This window comes from Dickeya sp. NCPPB 3274, from assembly GCF_000406205.1.
Classification (GTDB): Bacteria; Pseudomonadota; Gammaproteobacteria; order Enterobacterales; family Enterobacteriaceae; genus Dickeya; species Dickeya fangzhongdai.
In genome coordinates this window covers 3,299,710-3,320,214 of record NZ_CM001979.1, presented here as the reverse complement: position 1 = coordinate 3,320,214, position 20,505 = coordinate 3,299,710, and the positions used below count along the sequence as shown (strand labels likewise).

The 20,505-nt window shown below is 62.6% G+C and carries 10 protein-coding genes and 1 pseudogene; all 11 read left to right on the top strand.

The window, feature by feature from the left end:
• The first annotated feature begins 58 nt into the window (after positions 1 to 58).
• The 11 genes and pseudogenes from DXX3274_RS14830 to cobA all read left to right on the top strand — a co-directional run bounded on the left by DXX3274_RS14830 (position 59) and on the right by cobA (position 20,466).
• Positions 59 to 1,204 carry an efflux RND transporter periplasmic adaptor subunit gene (locus DXX3274_RS14830; protein ID WP_042860444.1) on the top strand — a complete coding sequence of 382 codons (1,146 nt, stop codon included), beginning with the start codon at positions 59 to 61 and terminating at the stop codon, positions 1,202 to 1,204.
• A 2-nt stretch (positions 1,205 to 1,206) separates the two neighbouring features.
• On the top strand, positions 1,207 to 4,374 hold the full coding sequence (locus DXX3274_RS14825; protein WP_042860443.1) for an efflux RND transporter permease subunit: 3,168 nt from the start codon (positions 1,207 to 1,209) through the stop codon (positions 4,372 to 4,374).
• Positions 4,374 to 5,768 carry an efflux transporter outer membrane subunit gene (locus tag DXX3274_RS14820; RefSeq protein WP_042860441.1) on the top strand — a complete coding sequence of 465 codons (1,395 nt, stop codon included), beginning with the start codon at positions 4,374 to 4,376 and terminating at the stop codon, positions 5,766 to 5,768. Before DXX3274_RS14825 ends, DXX3274_RS14820 begins: the two co-directional genes overlap by 1 nt.
• 374 nt (positions 5,769 to 6,142) lie before the next feature.
• The gene (locus DXX3274_RS14815; protein WP_050569884.1) at positions 6,143 to 7,705 is read left to right on the top strand and encodes a right-handed parallel beta-helix repeat-containing protein; all 1,563 of its coding nucleotides are present in this window, start codon (positions 6,143 to 6,145) and stop codon (positions 7,703 to 7,705) included.
• A 293-nt stretch (positions 7,706 to 7,998) separates the two neighbouring features.
• Complete coding sequence (locus tag DXX3274_RS14810) at positions 7,999 to 9,285, top strand: nitrate regulatory protein (RefSeq protein WP_042860440.1); 1,287 nt, start codon at positions 7,999 to 8,001, stop codon at positions 9,283 to 9,285.
• Between the two features lie 469 nt (positions 9,286 to 9,754).
• Complete coding sequence (locus tag DXX3274_RS14805; RefSeq protein ID WP_042862143.1) at positions 9,755 to 11,020, top strand: CmpA/NrtA family ABC transporter substrate-binding protein; 1,266 nt, start codon at positions 9,755 to 9,757, stop codon at positions 11,018 to 11,020.
• A gap of 12 nt (positions 11,021 to 11,032) precedes the next feature.
• A pseudogene (gene ntrB, locus DXX3274_RS14800) lies at positions 11,033 to 11,969 on the top strand (nitrate ABC transporter permease).
• Between the two features lie 10 nt (positions 11,970 to 11,979).
• Positions 11,980 to 12,774, top strand: coding sequence for an ABC transporter ATP-binding protein (locus DXX3274_RS14795; protein ID WP_042860439.1), 795 nt, complete (start codon positions 11,980 to 11,982; stop codon positions 12,772 to 12,774).
• Between the two features lie 15 nt (positions 12,775 to 12,789).
• Complete coding sequence (gene nirB, locus DXX3274_RS14790; protein WP_084478796.1) at positions 12,790 to 16,962, top strand: nitrite reductase large subunit NirB; 4,173 nt, start codon at positions 12,790 to 12,792, stop codon at positions 16,960 to 16,962.
• On the top strand, positions 16,959 to 19,607 hold the full coding sequence (locus DXX3274_RS14785) for a nitrate reductase (protein WP_042860438.1): 2,649 nt from the start codon (positions 16,959 to 16,961) through the stop codon (positions 19,605 to 19,607). The genes nirB and DXX3274_RS14785 overlap by 4 nt, the downstream gene beginning before the upstream one ends.
• 28 nt (positions 19,608 to 19,635) lie before the next feature.
• Positions 19,636 to 20,466 carry a uroporphyrinogen-III C-methyltransferase gene (gene cobA / locus DXX3274_RS14780; protein ID WP_042860437.1) on the top strand — a complete coding sequence of 277 codons (831 nt, stop codon included), beginning with the start codon at positions 19,636 to 19,638 and terminating at the stop codon, positions 20,464 to 20,466.
• Positions 20,467 to 20,505: the final 39 nt, after the last annotated feature.

Genomic DNA, 20,505 nt, shown 5'->3' with positions numbered 1-20,505 from the left:
ACGTCAAATTTTTTATATTGAGAATGAACGTTCATTCTCAATTCTAGGACAGGACTTGATGCGAAGTAACAACTTTATTGTAACAGTGGCTACGTGCGCCGCGCTGTTGACGGGATGCGATCGCAGCGCTGTTTCACCGGCGTCGTCACAACCGGTGGCGGTAACCGTGCAGACGCTGCATGGCGCACCCGTCACGCTGCACAGTGAACTGACCGGCCGCGTGACGGCGGCGATGGTATCCGAGGTTCGCCCGCAGGTGGATGGCATTATCCAGCAACGGTTATTTACCGAAGGCAGCGAAGTGAAAGCCGGGCAGATGCTGTATCAGATAGACCCGGCCAGTTATCAGGCGGCGGCGGATCAGGCAGCCGCCGCGCTGAAAAACGCCCAGTCCACCGTGCGTTCGGCCAAACTGAAAGCCGAACGTTACGCCCGGCTGTTGAAAGAAGAGGGGGTGTCGCAGCAGGACGCGGACGACGCGCAGGCCACCTATGAGCAGGATGTCGCCAGCGTCGCGGAAAAGACCGCCGCCCTGAAAACCGCGCAGATCAACCTGGCGTATACCCGCATTACCGCGCCGATTTCCGGGCGCATCGGTATTTCGTCGGTCACGCCGGGCGCGTTGGTTACCGCCAGTCAGAGCACCGCGCTGGCCACCATTCGCCAACTGGACCCGATCTACGTCGACCTTACCCAGTCCAGCAGTCAGCGGCTGGCGCTGCTGGCGCACCAGAAACAGCAGCAGGCGGCGGTAACGCTGACGCTGGAAAACGGCCAGCCTTACCGCCAGCCGGGCGTGCTGAAACTGGCGGAAGTGGCGGTGGATGAAGCCACCGGTTCAGTGACGCTGCGCGCCGAGTTCCCTAACGCCGACCATATGCTGTTGCCGGGCATGTTTGTGCGCGCCACGGTGGAAACCGCCAGCGTGCCTGACGCCATTCTGGCGCCGCAGCAAGGCATCCTGCGCGACACCAAAGGCAATGCCTATGCGCTGGTGGTCAACAACCAGCAAGTGGTGGAACGACGCGAGGTGGAAACCGGCGAAGCGATGGGCAGCCGCTGGCTGATCACTCAGGGGCTGAACGCGGGCGATCGGTTAATTACCGAAGGCACCGACAAGGTACGTACGGGCGATAAAGTCGCCGCCGTTGAGGAGAGCGCCCAGTCGGATACGGCGACGCCGCGCGCTACGGAGGCTCGCTGATCATGTTCTCCCGTTTCTTTATTCATCGCCCGGTGTTTGCCTGGGTGATCGCCATTGTCATCATGCTGGCGGGCGCGTTGTCGATTGAATCGCTGCCGGTGGCGCAGTACCCGAATGTGGCGCCGCCCTCCGTCGCCATCAAAGCCAGTTACCCCGGCGCTTCCGCCGACACGCTGGAAAACAGCGTGACCCAGGTGATTGAGCAGCAGCTCACCGGGCTGGACGGGTTGCTCTATTTTTCTTCCTCCAGCGATTCGAGCGGCGATGTGCGCATCACCGCCACGTTTACGCAGGGCACCAACCCGGATACCGCGCAGGTGCAGGTGCAAAACAAGGTGCAACAGGCCACCAGCCGCCTGCCCACTGAAGTGCAACAGCAAGGCATCACGGTGACCAAGTCCCAGCAGGATTTCCTGCTGATCATGGCGTTATACGACACCACGGATAAAAGCACCGCCGCCGACATCGCCGACTACATGGTCAGCAACCTACAGGACCCGCTCTCCAGGGTGGAAGGCGTCGGCAGCGTACAGGTGTTCGGTTCCCAGTACGCGATGCGCATCTGGCTGGACCCGACCAAACTGGCGGCTTATAGCCTGATGCCGTCGGATATTTCCTCCGCGATCGAAGCGCAGAACACTCAGGTGTCGGCCGGGAAAATCGGCGCGCAGCCCGCCAGCAGCGATCAGCAATTGACCGCGACCGTCACCGCGCAATCGCGGCTGAAAACCCCGGCGCAGTTCCGCGACATCATCGTCAAAAGCGAATCCAGCGGCGCGCTGGTGCGTCTCGGCGACGTGGCGCGGGTCGAACTGGGCAACGAGGACTACACCACCACCACCCGGCTGAACGGTCACCCCGCCGCCGGTATCGCGGTGATGCTGTCGTCCGGCGCCAATGCGCTGGCGACGGCGGAGCGGGTGAAAGCCAAAGTGGCGGAGTTCACCCCGCAGATGCAGCAAGGCTACGAGGTGTCCTACCCGAAAGACAGCACCGACTTTATCAAGGTGTCGGTGGAAGAGGTGGTGCAGACCCTGTTTGAAGCCATCGCCCTGGTGGTGCTGGTGATGTTTCTGTTCCTGCAGAACCTGCGCGCCACGCTGATCCCGGCGGTGGCGGTACCGGTGGTATTGCTGGGGACGTTCGGCGTGCTGGCGGTGTTCGGGTACTCCATCAATACCCTGACGCTGTTCGGCATGGTGCTGGCGATCGGCCTGCTGGTGGATGACGCCATCGTGGTGGTGGAAAACGTCGAGCGGTTGATGCGCGATCAGGGGCTGTCGCCGGTGGCGGCCACGGAACAGTCGATGCGCGAGATTTCCAGCGCGCTGGTCGGGGTGGCGCTGGTGTTGAGCGCGGTGTTTCTGCCGATGGCATTCTTCGGCGGATCGACCGGGGTGATCTATCGGCAGTTCTCCATCACCATCGTGTCTTCCATGCTGCTGTCGGTGGTGGTGGCGTTGACGCTGACGCCGGCGCTGTGCGCGGCGTTGCTGAAACCGGCGGCACATTCGTCGCCGGACGGCAACGGTTTCTTCGCCCGTTTCAACCGCGGGTATGACCGTTTGCAGCAGCGCTATACCGGGCGAGTGGCGCATGTCATTACCGGACCGTGGCGCTATCTGGCGCTGTACGGTCTGCTGATCGTGGCGTTGGGCTTACTGTTCCTGCGGCTGCCGGGCGGCTTCCTGCCTAACGAGGATCAGGGCGACGTGATGGTGCAGTTTACGTTGCCGGCTGGCGCCACCGAAGCCCGCACCAGTAAGGTGGGGGAGCGCATCGAGCACTATTTCCTCACCGAGGAAAAAAACAATGTTGAAGCCATTTTCGTGATTTCCGGCTTCAACTTCAGCGGCAGCGGCCAGAATGCCGGGATGGCGTTTGTGGCGCTGAAGAACTGGAGCCAGCGCCCCGGCAGCGCGAACAGTTCCGACGCCATCGCCCATCGCGCCATGCAGGCGCTGTCCGCCATTCGCGACGCGCAGGTGTTCACCATGTCGCCGCCGGCGGTGCAGGGGCTGGGCCAGTCTGACGGCTTTACCTTTGAATTGCAGGCTACCGGCAATACCGACCGCGGTCGTTTACTGGAGTTGCGCGATCAACTGCTGGCGGAGGCGGCGAAGAATCCGCGGCTGTCCGCAGTACGCCCCAACGATCTGGTACAGATGCCGCAGCTACAGGTGGACCTCGACTACGCCAAAATCCGTGCGTTAGGGCTGTCGATCAGCGATGTCACCAGCACGTTGAGCAGCGCCTGGGGCGGCACCTACGTCAACGACTTCATCGATCGCGGTCGGGTGAAGAAAGTCTACATTCAGGGCGATGCCGGCTCGCGCGGCCAGCCGTCGGATCTCGACAAATGGTTCGTACGCGGCAGCGACAGCAGCGGCAACAGCGTGATGACGCCGTTCTCCGCCTTTGCCGCCACCCGCTGGAGCTACGGCCCGGAAAGCCTGTCGCGTTATAACGGGCTGGCGTCTTACGAAATTCAGGGCACCGGCGCGCCCGGCGTCAGCTCCGGCAAGGCGATGGACGAAATGGAAGCGCTGGCGCGCGCGCTGCCTGCCGGCACCACCTTTGCCTGGAGCGAGCTCTCCTATCAGGAACGGCTGGCCAGCGGGCAGGCGATATCGCTCTACGCCATGTCGATTCTGGTGGTGTTCCTGTGTCTGGCGGCGCTGTATGAAAGCTGGAGTATTCCGTTCTCGGTGATGATGGTAATCCCGCTCGGGGTGGTGGGCGCGGTGCTGGCCGCGACATTGCGCGGGCTGGAAAACGACGTCTATTTTCAGGTGGCGTTGCTCACCACCATCGGCCTGTCGGCCAAGAACGCCATTCTGATCGTGGAGTTCGCCGAGGCCGCTTACCGGCGCGGCGCCACGCTGTATGAAGCGGCGCTGGAAGGGGCGCGTACGCGTCTGCGGCCGGTGCTGATGACGTCGATGGCGTTTATCGCCGGGGTATTCCCGCTGGCGGTGGCGACCGGCGCAGGCGCCAACAGCCGTATCTCCATCGGCAGCGGTATTGTCGGCGGTACGCTGACCGCCACCGTGCTGGCGATTTTTCTGGTGCCGATGTTCTTTGTGCTGGTCAGACGGGTATTCCCCGGCCGCCACACGCAAACATCGCCATCAACCTCGATGCCTACGCCTACGCAGGGAGAAAACTGATGCGCGTTATCATGACCTTACTGACCGGCGCTATGCTGTTATCCGGCTGTTCGCTGGATCCGCACTATCAGCGGCCGTCCGCGCCGGTGCCTGACGCCTGGCCGCAAGGGGCGGCCTATCATGCGGCGGCGGCCCGCCAGCCGGCGGATGATATCCCGTGGCGCGAGGTGCTGGTGGACGATCGCCTGCGTCAGGTTATCGACATGGCGTTGTCGGACAACCGTGATCTGCGCAAAGCGATTGCCGATGTGGAAGCGGCGCGCGCGCAGCTGGGCGAAAAGCGCGCGGCGTTGCTGCCGACCATCAACGCCGGGATAGATGGCGATCGCAGCCGTTCGCTCAGCAGCAGCGGCAACGGTACGGTATTGAGCAGCAGCTACGGCGCCAGCCTGTCCACCAGCGCCTTTACGCTGGATTTGTTTGGTAAAAACCGCAGCCTGACCGGCGCGGCGCGGGAGGCATATCTGTCCAGCGCCGCCACCGCCGCCAGTACCCGGCTGACGCTGATCGCCGATACGTCCACCGCCTGGGTGGCGCTGGCGACCGCTCGCAGCAATTTGGCGCTGGCTCGTCAGACGATGGAGAGCGCCGGGCAGTCGCTGGCGGTGACCCGCGGCCGGTTGCGTAACGGCGTGGCGTCGGCGGTGGATGTAGCGCAGGCGGAAACCGTCTACCAGCAGGCGCGGGCGGACGTCGCCAGCGCGCAGACCACCGAAGCGCAGGATAAGAATGCGCTGGATCTGCTGGCCGGGCGCCCGGTGCCGGAGGCGCTGTTGCCTGCGGATGTGGCGTCGCTGGCGCAGGCGGTGAAACCGGTAGCCGCCGGTATTTCGTCCGCCGCGCTGTTGCGCCGTCCGGATGTGCAGGCGGCGGAACATACCCTGAAATCGGCCAACGCCAATATCGGTGCGGCGCGGGCGGCGTTCTTCCCCAGCATTACTCTGACCGCCAGCAACGGCCTGAGCAGCGAGGCGCTGTCGTCGCTGTTTAGCGGCGGCGCGCACGTCTGGTCGCTGGCGCCGGCCGTCAGCCTGCCTGTCTTCGACGGCGGCGCCAACCTGTCGGCGCTGCGCTACGCCGAGGCGGAAAAACAGGGCTATGTCGCCAGTTACGAGAAAACGCTGCAGACCGCGTTTCGCGAAGTGGCCGACGCGCTGGCGCGCAAAGGCACGATTGATGAGCAGCAGGCGGCGCAACGCGATTACGTGGCGGCGGCCGAGCGCAGTTATCAACTGGCCAGCAACCGCTACCGCGCCGGAGTCGATACCTATCTCAACGTACTGGATGCCCAGCGTACGCTGTACAGCGCCCGTCAGTCGTTGCTCAGCCTGGAACAGTCGCGGCTGGATAATTTGATTACGCTGTATAATGTATTGGGTGGCGGGGTGAAATAATATTTTTCGGCAGAGCGGGTATTATTTCCCGGCTCTGCCTTCTTAATTTTTGGTTATATTTTGATTGCTGTTTTTATTTTTACAAGTCGGGCATTGTGACTTAATACAACAATGGCAACGCTACGTCCAATATGTTTTTATTATCATTTTTCTGTCATTATTTTCTGGTATGAACAGTGTCGTTAATAATGCATGCCAGTGTGGATTTTGTAATACTCCGCTGCGCTCATTCCTGATTCGTTGTTGAATAATAGGTTTGGTGTCTGTTTATGTGGACGCCGGAATAACATTTTGTAATGAATTTGGATGGCGTTTCAGAGAAAACTAAAACCTGCCTATCAGGATAAGAAATATAAATGCAAGGAGAATATCTCATGAATAATAATAATACTCAGCGGATAGTGTTTTCCGCTAACCCGACACCGGCAATCGGAAAAGGCGTGACCGGCCGTCCGTATGCGGCAATCCGCCGCGGGCGCGTCGGCATCATGGCGCTGTCGATGTCTCTGCTGGCGGCGTTGCCGACCTGGTCGACGGCGGCGACGACTTACACACTGACGCTCAATGCCTCGCCCCAGGGCGCCATTACCGGCGCGGCCTCCGGCAGCAGTTATCCTGCCGGTACCCAACTGACGCTGAAAGCCAGCCCATACGGCAGCTACGGCGTGAAAACCTGGACCGGCGATGCCGCCGCGTGCGGCGGCAGCGATACCTGCACCCTGACCATGGACGACAAGAAAACGGTGGGGCTGGAATTCAAAAGTGCGCCGGTCGGTTTTGGCGCCGGTGTGACCGGCGGCGCGGGCGGCGATGTCGTGACGGTAACCACGCCGGATGAATTGAAACGGGCGCTGTGTGATAACGTGGTCGACGGCGTTTGTAAAGACACGACCCCGCGCGTGATCCAACTGAAGTCGGTCATCGATTTCAGTAGTCTGGAAGGCACCCGCACCGACCTCGGCTGTACTTACTCCAATAATAGCTGTGCAGTGAACGGTAAAATGGAGCGTATCCTGTCGGTCGCCAACTATTGCGATGGAAAGCCGACCTACAACATCACCTATGATGCGGCCGGTAAAACGCCGCTGCTGATCGGCTCGAACAAAACCCTGATTGGCGTCGGCAAAGATGCCGGCATCAAAGGCAAAGGGGTGATTATGCGCGGCGGCGTGTCCAATATTATTGTCCGCAATCTGTCGATTACCGATATTAACGAAAGCGTTATTTGGGCCGGCGATGCGATTAGCATTGATAACGCCAGCCGCATCTGGATTGACCACAACTATATTTCCCGTATTGGCCGTCAGATGATTGTGACCGGCTGGGGCACTGCCGCTAATGTGACCATTTCCAATAATTTCCTGGATGGCACTACCGAAGCCGGGCATTATTGCGACAACCGTCATTACTGGATGATGTTGCTGGTAGCGGAAAATCAGAGCATTACGCTGATTGGCAACCGGATTTATAATTCTGCCGGTCGTTCTCCGGAGATTGGCAAGCAAAGTAGCGCCGCAAACGGCGGTATTGTGCATCTGGTGAATAACCTGTTCGACTCGAACTATTACATGGGCATCCGCGGTCATGACGATGCGATTGCCTTTGTGGAAGGCAATTATTTCGTTCCCGGCAATCGTTATTTCCTCCCCATCTTCCTGTATGGCGATACCCCGGACAAAAATAAGATGTTCGCTACGTTGGATGCCAATATCGGCGCACAGCAATCAACCTGCCGTTCGGTGCTGGGACGCGACTGCGTCAGTAATTTCGCAACAGCGAATATCGACAAATTTATCGTTAACCCGGACGTAATGAGCGATATCAAGGTGTCGGAGTCCGTGAAGACAGCGCTGGGCAGCGTGACGCCGGTCGGCTACTCACAGGTGAAATCGATGGTGGAGAATAACGTCGGGCCGCAGAGCAACCTGGATCGGTAATCTCATCAGACGATGCGTGCGTGCCATGTCGCTGTGACATTGATACGGGCGCTCTCTCATACCACCACCGCCCGGCGTACGTCGGGCGGTATCATTTCCCCGAACGTTTTCCCCTGCCGCACCGAGTGTCACGCGCCGGTTTGGCGCCGGTCAGCCCGTTGGTTGCACAACCGCCTGAGCTGGCGCACTATTTGCCGGTGCGCTACTTGCTTCAGGTGCACTATTTGCGTCAGGCGCACTATTTGCATGAGTATTGCATAATGTGGCAATCAGCGGTGTAGAGAGAAGAGAGAATGGTGGCGGACCCTTCAACGACAATTCGTTTTCTGATGGCTTCGCGTCAGTGTGAACTGAATAGCCTGCGCGGGCTGCTGCAAAGCGGCGAGCTGGTAGGGCGCATCAGCCAACTGGTGCACATGCTGCAACGCGAACGCGGTACCTCCAACCTGTTCCTGTGTTCGGACGGGCGGCTGTGCGTGGATGAACTGCCGCAGCGTGAGCAGGATGTGCGACAGGCCGAGTCGCAATTTATGGAGCAACTGGATGACCTGGCGCAGCGCGCCGGGTCGTTACCGCAGGCCAGCCGGCTGTTCAGCCGTGCCGCCAGCGTGGTCTACACGCTGGGATTGCTGCCGTCGCTGCGCCAGCAGGTGCGTCAGCGCGCGTTGCCGCAGTCGGACGCGATGACGGTGTTTAACGACATTATCCGCCATCTATTGACGTTGGTGTTCGAAGTGTCGGATACCGCGGCGGAACCGGTGATCGCCCGCGCGCTGGTGGCGATGTTCAGTTTCATGCAGGGCAAGGAATTGGCTGGTCAGGAGCGAGCAGTCGGCGCCGCTGCGTTTGCCGCCGGCGAATTTCCGGTCAGTACTCAGCAGACATTGCTGGATCTGATCGAACGTCAGGAGCGTTGCTTCGATACCTTCGCCAATTTCGCCGATGACGTCAGCCGTGAGCGCTGGCTATCGCTGGCGACCGATCGGGAATTTGAACGACTGCGGCGCGTGGCCTGCACCCGCGCGCCGGACAACCTGCCGCTGGAAGGCAGCCTGCAATGGTTCGCGCTGGCGACGGCGCGCATCGACGCCATGAAGCAAATCGAGGATCGGCTGGAGCAGACGCTGATGCAACTGTGCCGCGATCGCATCGCCGCCGCCGAGCAGGCTTGCCTTGACCAGCAGGCGGATGTCGCCGGCCTGATGGCGGCGCAGCAGGGCGAAGACCACAGCTATTCGGTGTTTATCGCCCGCTCGGAGATGGAGCAGGGCGCGGCGGCGCACAGCTGGCTCGACAGCGACGGCGTGCGGCCGCAGCTAGGGCGTTCGCTGCTGTCGCTGGTGCAACAGCAGGCGCGGCGTTTGCAGGCGCTGGATCATGAACTGGCGGCGATGCGCGCGACGCTGGATGAACGGCGCCAAATCGACCGGGCCAAAGGGGTGCTGATGCAGCACCGGGGCTTAAGCGAAGAAGAGGCGTATAAAACCCTGCGTCGTATGGCGATGAACCAGAACAAGAAACTGATCGAGATTGCCAACGCCATGCTGGCGGTGGCGGATGTGTTTCAGAATAACCCCTGATGGAAAGCGGCGAGTTCGCATGGCGCTAACTGAATACGCTGGTCATGAATGCACATAAAGCGTGCGTGATTTGCCAGATAACGGTGCAGCCGAAGCCGCTCTCTTCCCACCGCTCTGACGTGCATAGCGGCAGTGGTTCGTTTTCGCCATCGGCCTGATATCCCGGCTGAATTGATCCAGCTCAATATTAGCCGCGCTTGCGGCGAGCAAAATAGCCCCATCGGGACGTGTCGGTTATCCGGCGCGGCATGGACGGTCCACCCAATGTGCTGTCAGGTCACAGGGATATCTGACAGGTTGGCACACACCTTGCTTCATCTCCGGTAACAATTCACTGCGACTTTTTCGTGCTAATGGCGGTACGGGAAAGCGCTGGGCAAAGGCGTCCATAAGCGTGCGAATTTTCGCATGGCTTATGGACGCCTTTTTGTTTTTGCCGCCGAAACGGCGGGTTGCCGAGGTGTCGTTGATGAGTGATCCCACAACCGATAACAAAACCAATACGTTTTCCCGTCGCCAGTTTCTGGTGGGGAGCGCCGCGCTGGGCGGCGCCATGCTGCTGCCGGGAATAATGAACCGCGCCTGGGCGGCCGGTTCCGATGCCCCGGAGAAGAAAGAGGTGCGCATCGGCTTTATTCCGTTGACCGACTGCGCATCGGTGGTGATGGCGTCGGTAAAAGGTTTTGACAAGAAATACGGCATCACCATTGTGCCGAGTAAGGAAGCGAGCTGGGCCGCGGTGCGCGACAAGCTGGTGTCCGGCGAACTGGACGCGGCGCACGTGCTTTACGGGCTGCTGTACGGCCTGCAGGCCGGCGCGTCGGGGCCGCAGCACAATATGGCGGCGCTGATGACGCTGAACAACAACGGTCAGGCTATCACCCTGTCCAATAAGCTGCGCGAAGCCGGCGTGAGCGATGCCGCCAGCCTGAAGCGGTTTATTGCGGCCAGCCCGGCGGGGACTTACACCTTCGCCCAGACGTTTCCTACCGGCACCCACGCCATGTGGCTCTATTACTGGCTGGGCGCAGCCGGCATCAATCCGTTTGACGACGTGCGCACCGTGGTAGTGCCGCCGCCGCAGATGGTGGTGAACATGAAGATCGGCAACATGAGCGGTTTCTGCGTCGGCGAACCCTGGAACCAGCGCGCGATTACCGACGGCCTCGGCTTTACCGCCGCCACCTCGCAGGATATCTGGCCGGATCATCCGGAGAAGGTTCTCGGCACCAGCGCCGAGTGGGTTAACGCCAACCCCAATACCGCCCGCGCGCTGACGGCGGCGGTGCTGGAAGCCTCGCGTTGGATCGATAGCTCGGACGACAACCGGCGCGAAACCGCCCGCGTCATCGCCGGGCGGGCGTATGTCAACACCCAGGAGGAGACGATTGTCGGCCGTATGCTGGGGCAATACGACAACGGCGCGGGCAAAAGCTGGCAGGACGCGCACGCTATGCGCTTCTACCACGACGGCGAAGTGAACTTCCCGTATCTGTCGGACGGGATGTGGTTCCTCACCCAGCACAAACGCTGGGGCCTGCTGGCGCAGGAGCCGGACTATCAGGCGGTGGCCCGCCAGGTCAACCGCATCGATATCTACAAGCAGGCGGCCAGTGCGGTCGGCAACGTGCCGCTGCCGTCCGGCGAGATGCGCAGCAGCGTATTGATTGACGGCAAGCGTTGGGACGGCAGCGATCCGGCCGGTTATGCCAACAGCTTCAGCGTGAAAAAGTAACGGAGAGCGACCATGAAAACGCAAGCCCAGATTCTTTCGATCGTGCCGGAGCCGACTGACACGCCGCACCACAACGCGGTCGCGACCGACGCTACCATTACTCGCCTTACCTGAAACCGTCGGCGTCGCTGCACCGGCGCCGACCGTCGCCTCGCCGCGCGCCGTCTGGCGGCCGCGCCTGAGCCGATGGCTGTCCCGGCTGCTGCCGGGCGGCGTCGGCATGATCCTGCTGCTGGCGGTCTGGCAGCTCGCGGCGCTGAGCAGCAAAGGTTTCCCGACGCCGTGGCAGACCTGGCTGGCGGCGCAGAGCATTTTTGCCGACCCCTTTTACGTGGCCGGCCCCAACGATCAGGGCATCGGCTGGAACGTGCTGGCGTCGCTTGAGCGCGTCGGCATCGGTTTCGGGCTGGCGGCGCTGGTGGGGATTCCCGCCGGTTTCCTGATTGGCCGCTTCCGGTTTATGGCGGCGATGTTCAACCCGATTATTTCGCTGTTGCGTCCGGTCAGCCCGCTGGCGTGGCTGCCCATCGGCCTGCTGCTGTTCCAGCGCGCCGAGCCGGCTTCCAGCTGGACCATTTTTATCTGCTCCATCTGGCCGATGATCCTCAACACCGCCGAGGGGGTGCGCCAGATTCCGCAGGATTATCTCAACGTGGCGCGGGTGCTGAAGCTGTCCGAATTCACCATCATGCGCAAGATCCTGCTGCCGGCGGTGCTGCCGAGCGTGCTGACCGGGGTGCGGCTGTCGATCGGCATCGCCTGGCTGGTGATCGTGGCGGCGGAAATGCTGACCGGCGGCATCGGTATCGGCTTCTGGATCTGGAACGAGTGGAACAACCTCAACGTGCCCAACATCATCATCGCCATTCTGGTGATTGGCGTGGTCGGGCTGTTACTTGAGCAAGGGCTGATGTTGCTGGCCAGACGCTTCAGCTATGAAACCCGTTAAGGAGAAACGTATGCGCGATCAACCGATTATCCGTATTCAGCAGGTCAGTCAGCGTTTTTCCACCGCCGGCGGTTCGTTTCTGGCGCTCGATAACGTGAGTTTCGATATCCATACCGGGGAAACCATAAGTTTGATCGGGCACTCCGGCTGCGGCAAATCAACGCTGCTCAACCTGATTGCCGGGCTGACGCTGCCGACCAGCGGCGGCCTGCTGTGCGACAACCGCGAAATCGACGGTCCGGGGCCGGAGCGGGCGGTGGTATTTCAGAACCATTCGCTGCTGCCGTGGCTCACCACCTACGACAACGTCGCGCTGGCGGTGAAGCAGGTATTCCGCGGCCAGATGAACAAGGCGGAGATGCACGAGTGGATCGTCCATAACCTGGAGCTGGTGCACATGGGGCACGCGCTGAACCAGCGCCCGCACGAGATTTCCGGCGGTATGAAGCAGCGGGTGGGCATCGCCCGCGCGCTGTCGATGAAACCCAAGGTGCTGCTGATGGACGAACCGTTCGGCGCGCTGGATGCGCTGACCCGCGCCCATTTGCAGGACGCGGTGATGGAAATCCAGCTGCGGCTGAACACCACCATCGTGCTGATAACCCATGACGTGGATGAGGCGGTGTTGCTCTCCGACCGGGTGCTGATGATGACCAACGGCCCGGCGGCCACGGTGGGCGAGATCATGACGGTGGCGCTGGAACGCCCGCGCGCTCGCGTCGCGCTGGCGGATGACCCGCGTTATCACCAGTACCGTCAGCAGGTGCTGCATTTCCTGTATGAGAAGCAGCCGCACGCGGCCTGACGGGAGGAAGCAGCGATGAGCGCGCATCTGGTGATTATCGGCAACGGTCTGTCCAGCGCGCGGCTGGTAAAGCGACTGGGGCAACTGGCACCGCAACGCTACCGCGTCACCGTCATCGATCGCGAGCCGCGCGACAGCTATAACCGCGTGCTGCTTTCCTCGGTGCTGGGGGGCGAAAAAACCTTTGAGGACACGCAGTTAGAGCCGGCGCCGGCAACGATGGACGTGACCATACTGACCGGCGAGTCGGCGCTACGTATTGATCGGGCTACGCGGGAAGTGATTACCGATCGCCGTCGCCTGACCTATGACCAACTGGTGTTCGCCACCGGTTCCCGCCCGTTTATGCCGCCGTTGCCGGGCATCGACCTGCCGGGCGTGATGGGCTTTCGCACGTTGGATGACGTCGAGCGGATGTGGGCGGCGGTGCGACAGGGAAAGCCGGCGGTGGTGATCGGCGGCGGATTACTGGGGATTGAAGCCGCCGCCGCGCTGCGACTGCAGGGCGCCGCGGTGACGCTGCTGCACCGCCACGCCCGGCTGATGGAGCGTCAGCTCGACGCCACCGCCAGCGACCTGTTGTGCGCCCGGCTGCATGAGCGCGGCATCCGTTGCCTGACCGGCGTGCAGATTCAGGCATTATCCGGTAACGAATTGTCCGGTAATGAATCGTCCGGCGACGAGCAGGTGGAGGCGGTCGAACTGGCTGACGGTACCCGCTTGCCTGCCGGTCTGGTGGTGGTGGCGACCGGGGTGCAGCCGGTGTGTGAGCTGGCTCGCGACAGCGGCCTGGCATGCGGGCGCGGCATTCTGGCGGACGGCCAGTTGCGCACCGCCGATGAATACGTCAGCGCATTCGGCGAGTGCGCTGAAGTGAAGGGTGAAACGGTCGGGCTGGTGGCGCCCTGTCTGGCGCAGGCCGATGTGCTGGCCGCCCGGCTGGCGGGGCAACCGGCGGCGGATTACGCGCCGGCGGCGCTGGCCACCCGATTGAAAGTTACCGGGATTGACGTGGTGAGCGCGGGGGAGTTGCACCCGCAGGAGGGCGATCGACTCCACTCGCTGTCAGACCCGCTCGGCGGCCATTATCGCCGCCTGATATTCCGCGACGACCGGTTATGCGGTGCGCTGCTGTTCGGTCATGTCAGCGACAGTCCGCAACTGCTGGCGGCCATGGAGACCAGGCTGCCATCGGCACCGTCGTCGCTTTTGTTTGGTCTGTCTTTTCCTGAAGTAGACATACGGCCTGCGGCCGTAAGGATTTCTGTCATGAGTAAACCCGTATTGGTGGTAGTGGGGCACGGCATGGTCGGGCACCACTTTCTGGAGCAACTGGTGGAACGCAGCCTGCACCAACAGTATCACGTGGTGGTGTTTGGCGAGGAACGCCATCCGGCCTATGACCGGGTACATTTGTCCGAGTATTTTGCCGGTCGCAGCGCCGAATCCCTGTCAATGGTCAGCGAGGGCTTTTTCGAACAGCACGACATTGAATTGCGCACCGGTTGCCAGGTGACGAAGATTGACCGTCAACGCCGCTGCGTGCGCGACGCGAACGGCCAGGAAACCCCGTACGACCGGCTGGTGCTGGCGACCGGTTCCTATCCGTTCGTGCCGCCGATGACGGGCAACGATCGCCCCGGCTGTCTGGTGTATCGCACGCTGGAGGATCTGGACGCCATTGCCGCCGAAGCGCGAGAATCGCGCAGCGGCGTAGTGGTGGGCGGCGGTCTGCTGGGGCTGGAAGCCGCCAACGCGCTGCGCCAACTGGGGCTGGAAACCCATGTGGTGGAATTCGCCCCCAGACTGATGGCGGTGCAACTGGACGACGGCGGCGCGCAACTGCTCAAGCGCAAGATTGAGGCGCTGGGCCTGCAGGTGCACACCGGCAAGGAAACCCGCGCGATTACGGCGGGCGAGCAGGCGCGCCACCGGATGAATTTCGCCGACGGCACGGCGCTGGAAACCGATCTGGTGCTGTTTTCCGCCGGTATCCGCCCGCGCGATCAGCTGGCGCGTGACGCCGCGCTGGAGATCGGCGCCCGCGGCGGCATCGTGATCGACGACTATTGCCGGACTTCAGATGACGCTATTTTCGCCATTGGCGAGTGTGCGTTATGGCAGGGGCAGATGTTCGGGCTGGTGGCGCCGGGTTATCAGATGGCCCGCACCGTCGCCGCCCGGCTGGCGCAGCAGGAGCAGACGTTCACCGGCGCCGACATGAGCACCAAGCTTAAGCTGCTGGGGGTGGACGTGGCGTCGATCGGCGATGCTCACGGTAAAACCGAGGGCAGCCTGAGCTATCAGTGGAACGACGAACCGAATCAGGTCTATAAAAAAATCATTGTTTCGGCGGACGGCAAACGGCTGCTGGGGGCGGTGCTGGTGGGCGACAGCAGCGATTACAGCACGCTGTTGCAGATGAAACTCAACGACATGACCTTACCTGCGCACCCGGAAAGCCTGATTCTGCCGGCGCTGGACGGCGCTGCGCCGAAAGGGCTGGGGGGGGCGGCGTTGCCGGACAGCGCCCAGATCTGCTCCTGCCATAACGTCAGCAAAGCGGACATCTGTGCGGCGGTGGACAACGGCTGCACCGATCTGGCGTCGCTCAAGGCCTGCACCAAGGCGGGCACCGGCTGCGGCGGCTGCGTACCGCTGCTCAAGCAGGTGATGGAGTACCAGTTGCAGCAGTCGGGCATCGAGGTAAAAAAAGACATTTGCGAGCATTTCGCCTATTCGCGTCAGGAGCTGTACCACCTGATCCGCGTCAACCGCATCCGCAGTTTTGGCGAGCTGATCGCCCGCCACGGTCACGGGTTGGGTTGTGAAATCTGTAAACCGCTGGCCGGATCGATGCTGGCGTCCTGCTGGAACGATTATGTGCTGAAACCCGAACACGTACCGTTGCAGGATACCAACGACCGTTTCCTGGCCAATATCCAGAAAGACGGTACCTACTCGGTAGTGCCGCGTATTCCCGGCGGCGAGATTACCCCGCAGGGATTGATCGCCATCGGTCAGGTGGCCGAACGTTATCACCTGTATACCAAGATTACCGGCGGCCAGCGGGTCGATCTGTTCGGCGCGCGGCTGGAGCAACTGCCTGCTATCTGGCAGGAGCTGATCGACGCCGGGTTTGAAACCGGTCATGCCTACGGCAAGTCGCTGCGTACCGTCAAATCGTGCGTCGGCTCCACCTGGTGCCGCTACGGCGTGCAGGATTCCACCTCGCTGGCGATTGCGCTGGAGCACCGTTACAAAGGGCTGCGCTCGCCGCACAAGCTCAAGATGGCGGTTTCCGGTTGCACCCGCGAATGCGCCGAAGCGCAGGGCAAAGACATCGGCGTGATCGCCACCGACAAGGGCTGGAACCTGTATGTGTGCGGCAATGGCGGCATGAAACCGCGTCATGCCGACCTGTTCGCCAGCGATCTGGACACCGATACCCTGTTCCGGCTGATCGACCGCCTGCTGATGTTCTACATCCGTACCGGCGACCGCCTGCAGCGCACCAGCGTTTGGCTGGATAACCTGGAAGGCGGCATCGACTACCTGCGGCAGGTGGTAATCGACGACAGTCTGGGAATTGCCGACGAGCTGGAAAACGACATGCGCCAGGTTATCGACAGCTATCAGTGCGAATGGCAGACCACGCTGGCGCATGACGAACACCGGGCGTTGTTCCGCGCCTTCCTTAACAGCGACACGCCGGATGAAGCGGTAGTGATGGTGCCGGAGCGCGGTCAGCCTCGCCCCGCCCGTCTGGAGGAGAAGACGACGGCAGCATCAGAGGCGGCTGGCGTGGAAGGCTGGCAGTGCGTCGGCTTCCTCTGCGATATTCCGGCGAATGCCGGCATGGCGGCGCGGGTCGGACATCAGCAGGTGGCACTGTTTCATCTGCCTGCCGCCCAGCCGGGGCAGGCGGGACACGTGTTCGCGCTCGATAATCAGGAACCGGGCAGCGGCGCCAACGTGCTGTCGCGCGGCCTTGTCGGCGACGTGGCGGGCGAGCCGGTGGTGATTTCGCCGTTGTACAAAAAGCGTCTGCGTCTGCGTGACGGCGTTAGCCCGGATGACAGCCAACTGCGGGTGCGCGCCTGGCCGGTGCGTGTGGTACAGGATCGTATCTGGGTGGCGAACGAACCGATGGCGGTGGCGGCGGCCGACATGGCGGAGGCGTTATGAGCGGCTGCCGCACCACCTGTCCTTACTGCGGCGTGGGCTGCGGGGTGATCGCCACCCCGCAGCCGGACGGGAGGGTGACCATTGAAGGCGATCGCCAGCACCCGGCCAATCTGGGGCGGTTGTGCGTCAAAGGCTCGGCATTGGGCGATACGTTGGATCTGCAAGGGCGGCTGCTGTGGCCGCTGGTTGACGGTCATCGCGTCAGCTGGGATCAGGCTCTGGATCGGGTAGCGCAGTCGCTCGGCGACATTATTGCGCAGCATGGCCCGCAGGCGGTGGCGTTTTACGGTTCGGGGCAACTGCTGACCGAAGACTATTACGTCGCCAACAAGCTGATGAAAGGATTCATCGGCAGCGCCAACATGGATACCAATTCCCGGCTGTGTATGGCATCGGCGGTGGTCGGGTACAAGCGGGCGCTGGGCGCCGATGCGGTACCTTGTAACTACGAGGACATCGAACAGGCCGATTTGGTGGTGCTGGTCGGGTCCAACACCGCCTGGGCGCACCCGGTGGTGTATCAGCGGCTGATGCAGGCCAAACAGCAGCGCCCGCACATGCGGGTGGTGGTGATCGATCCGCGTCAGACCGCCACCTGCGATGCGGCGGAGTTGCACTTGCCGCTGGCGCCCGGCAGCGATGCCGGGTTGTTCAACGGGCTGCTGCGCTGGCTGGCGCAGCGGAACGCTCCGGTTCCCGACGGGCTGAGCGGCGTGGAGGCGGCGCTGGCGGCCGCCGATGACTGGACGGTGGAGCGGGTGGCGGAATTCTGCCAACTGGACCGCGAGGACGTCGCCTGTTTTTACCAGTGGTTTAGCGACACCGATAACGTGGTGACGCTTTATTCGCAGGGCATCAACCAGTCCTCTTCCGGCAGCGACAAATGCAACGCCATCATCAACGTGCATCTGTTCAGCGGCCGTATCGGCCGGACCGGGTGCGGCCCCTTTTCGATTACCGGTCAACCGAATGCGATGGGCGGGCGCGAAGTGGGCGGGCTGGCGAATCAGCTGGCGGCGCACATGGGCTTCAGCCCGCAGGAAGTGGACCGGGTCGGCCGTTTCTGGGGCAGCGACCGGGTGGCGCCGGCGCCGGGATTGATGGCGGTGGATCTGTTCCGCGCGATTGAAGCCGGGCAGGTCAAGGCGGTGTGGATCATGGGCACCAACCCGGTGGTTTCCATGCCGGAGGCAGATCGGGTGCGGCAGGCGCTGTTGCGCTGCCCGCTGGTGATCGTCTCCGACGTGATGCGCCACACCGATACCGCCGACTGCGCGCATGTCCTGCTGCCGGCGCTGGCGTGGGGGGAAAAGGACGGCACGGTTACCAACTCCGAGCGCCGCGTTTCCCGTCAGCGCGCCTTTCTGCCCGCGCCGGGCGAAGCGAAAGCCGACTGGTGGATCCTGTCGCAGGTGGCGCAACGCATGGGATTTGGCGCGGCGTTCGATTATCGCCACCCGGCGCAGATCTTCCGTGAGCACGCCGCCTTGTCCGGATTTGAGAATCAGGGACAGCGTGCGTTCAACATCAGCGCGCTGGCAACGCTCAGCAATGAACAATGGCAGCAACTGACGCCGGTGCAGTGGCCGGTCACCAGTGCCGTCAGCGACGGTACCGCGCGATTGTATACCGACGGGCGCTGCTGGCACCCGGACGGTAAAGCGCGCTTGCTGGCGATCACGCCGCAACTGCCCGCCAATCCGCCGTCGCCCGCGTATCCACTGGTGCTCAATACCGGCCGGGTACGCGACCAGTGGCACACCATGACCCGCACCGGCAAGGCGCCGCGCCTGATGCGCCATCTGCCGGAACCCTATTGCGATCTTCACCCGCAGGATGCGCTCAATGCCGGCGTCCACGACGGCGAACTGGTGCGTATCAGCGCCGAGTCGGGCTGGATGCTGGCGCGGGCGCAGGTCCAGCGCGGACAGCAACGCGGCAGCATTTTTGTCCCCATGCACTGGAACCGGCAGTTTAGCGCGCAGGCGCGGGCGGATAGTCTGGTAGCGGCGGTGACCGACCCCTATTCCGGTCAGCCGGAAAGCAAGCAGGCGCGGGTGCGCATCCAGCGCTGGCCTGCCGTCTGGTTCGGCGAACTGTTTGTGCGCGGCGACGTGACGGCGCCGGATTGCGGCTACTGGAGCCGTATTGCCGCCGACGGTGTGTCCCATTACACGATCGCCGGCGAACAGACGCCGGAGCACTGGCTTGACTGGCTGGCCCGCCAGTACGGGCTGGACGGCGTCGACTATCAACAGGCGCAGGGGGACGGCGGCCTGTTTCACGCGGTTGGCTGGCTATCGGGGCAGGTAGCGGTGGCGCTGTATGTCGACGCGCGCCGGCCGGTTCTGGCGCGCGAGACCATCCTGACGGCATTTGCCGCGCCGCCGCAACAGCCGTCGGACCGGCTGGCGTTGCTGGCCGGGTGCGCGCCGCAGGGCGAAGCGCCGCAAGGGGCGACTATTTGCAGCTGCTTCGCGGTGGGAGAACAGCGCATTATCGACGCCATCCGTCAGGGGTGCCACAGCGTGGCGCAACTGGGCGAACAACTACAATGCGGGACCAACTGCGGGTCCTGCGTGCCGGAATTGAAGGCGTTGCTGCAACACTATGCCACGTCGGACACATTACGCCGGGCGGGTTGAGCCGCGCCCGGATTAAGGAGTCATCAACATGAACCCTACTCTGAACACACTGATGGCGCAGGGCCATCAACGCCAGCCGCTGCTGGCCGGCGATGTCTGGCTGGTGGGCGCCGGCCCGGGCGACGTCGAGCTGCTGACTATCAAGGCGCTGCGGGCGATTCAGCAGGCGGATGTGGTGGTGCATGACCGACTGGTCTGTGCCGATATCATGGCGTTGGTGCAACCGGAAACGTTGCGCATTGACGTCGGCAAGCAGCAGGGGCACCACGCGCTGCCGCAACCGCAAATCAACCAGTTGCTGATGGAGCTGGCGCAGGCCGGGCAGCGGGTGGTGCGGCTTAAAGGCGGCGATCCGTTCATTTTCGGCCGCGGCGGCGAGGAAATGGATTATCTACAGCAGCAGGGCGTGACCTGCCATGTGGTGCCCGGCATCACTGCCGCCACCGGCTGCGCCGCGGCGGTGGGGCTGCCATTAACCCATCGGGACTGTGCTCAGTCGGTGCGTTTTATCACCGGCCATGCCCGCGACGGCGAACCGCAACTGGATTGGGAAACGCTCGGCGCCGGCCAGCAGACGCTGGTGTTTTACATGGGGCTGAGTCATGCCAGCCGCCTGTGCCAGAAATTGATCGCCAATGGGCTGCCCGCCAGTACGCCGCTGGCGATTATCGAGCGCGGCACCCAGTCGGAACAACGTTTGCTGACCGCCACGCTGGCGACCCTGCCGACGCTGATGGCGCGTTATCAGCCGCAGTCACCCAGCCTGCTGGTGGTGGGGGAGGTGGTGCGTTTCTGCCGTCACCCGGCGCTGACGGTCGCCAGCGAGGCGATGATGAAGGTGGGAACGGTGGCGGCGTAAACGACTGCCGCCCAATCACGGGCGGCAGCTTGCAGGCGA

Bases quoted from the DNA above. Each gene is read 5' to 3' on its own strand.
- DXX3274_RS14785 (WP_042860438.1), top strand. From the start codon at position 16,959: ATGAGCGGCTGCCGCACCACCTGTCCTTACTGCGGCGTGGGCTGCGGG.
- DXX3274_RS14805 (WP_042862143.1), top strand. From the start codon at position 9,755: ATGAGTGATCCCACAACCGATAACAAAACCAATACGTTTTCCCGTCGC.
- DXX3274_RS14825 (WP_042860443.1), top strand. From the start codon at position 1,207: ATGTTCTCCCGTTTCTTTATTCATCGCCCGGTGTTTGCCTGGGTGATC.
- DXX3274_RS14810 (WP_042860440.1), top strand. From the start codon at position 7,999: ATGGTGGCGGACCCTTCAACGACAATTCGTTTTCTGATGGCTTCGCGT.
- nirB (WP_084478796.1), top strand. From the start codon at position 12,790: ATGAGCGCGCATCTGGTGATTATCGGCAACGGTCTGTCCAGCGCGCGG.
- DXX3274_RS14830 (WP_042860444.1), top strand. From the start codon at position 59: ATGCGAAGTAACAACTTTATTGTAACAGTGGCTACGTGCGCCGCGCTG.
- DXX3274_RS14795 (WP_042860439.1), top strand. From the start codon at position 11,980: ATGCGCGATCAACCGATTATCCGTATTCAGCAGGTCAGTCAGCGTTTT.
- DXX3274_RS14820 (WP_042860441.1), top strand. From the start codon at position 4,374: ATGCGCGTTATCATGACCTTACTGACCGGCGCTATGCTGTTATCCGGC.
- DXX3274_RS14815 (WP_050569884.1), top strand. From the start codon at position 6,143: ATGAATAATAATAATACTCAGCGGATAGTGTTTTCCGCTAACCCGACA.
- cobA (WP_042860437.1), top strand. From the start codon at position 19,636: ATGAACCCTACTCTGAACACACTGATGGCGCAGGGCCATCAACGCCAG.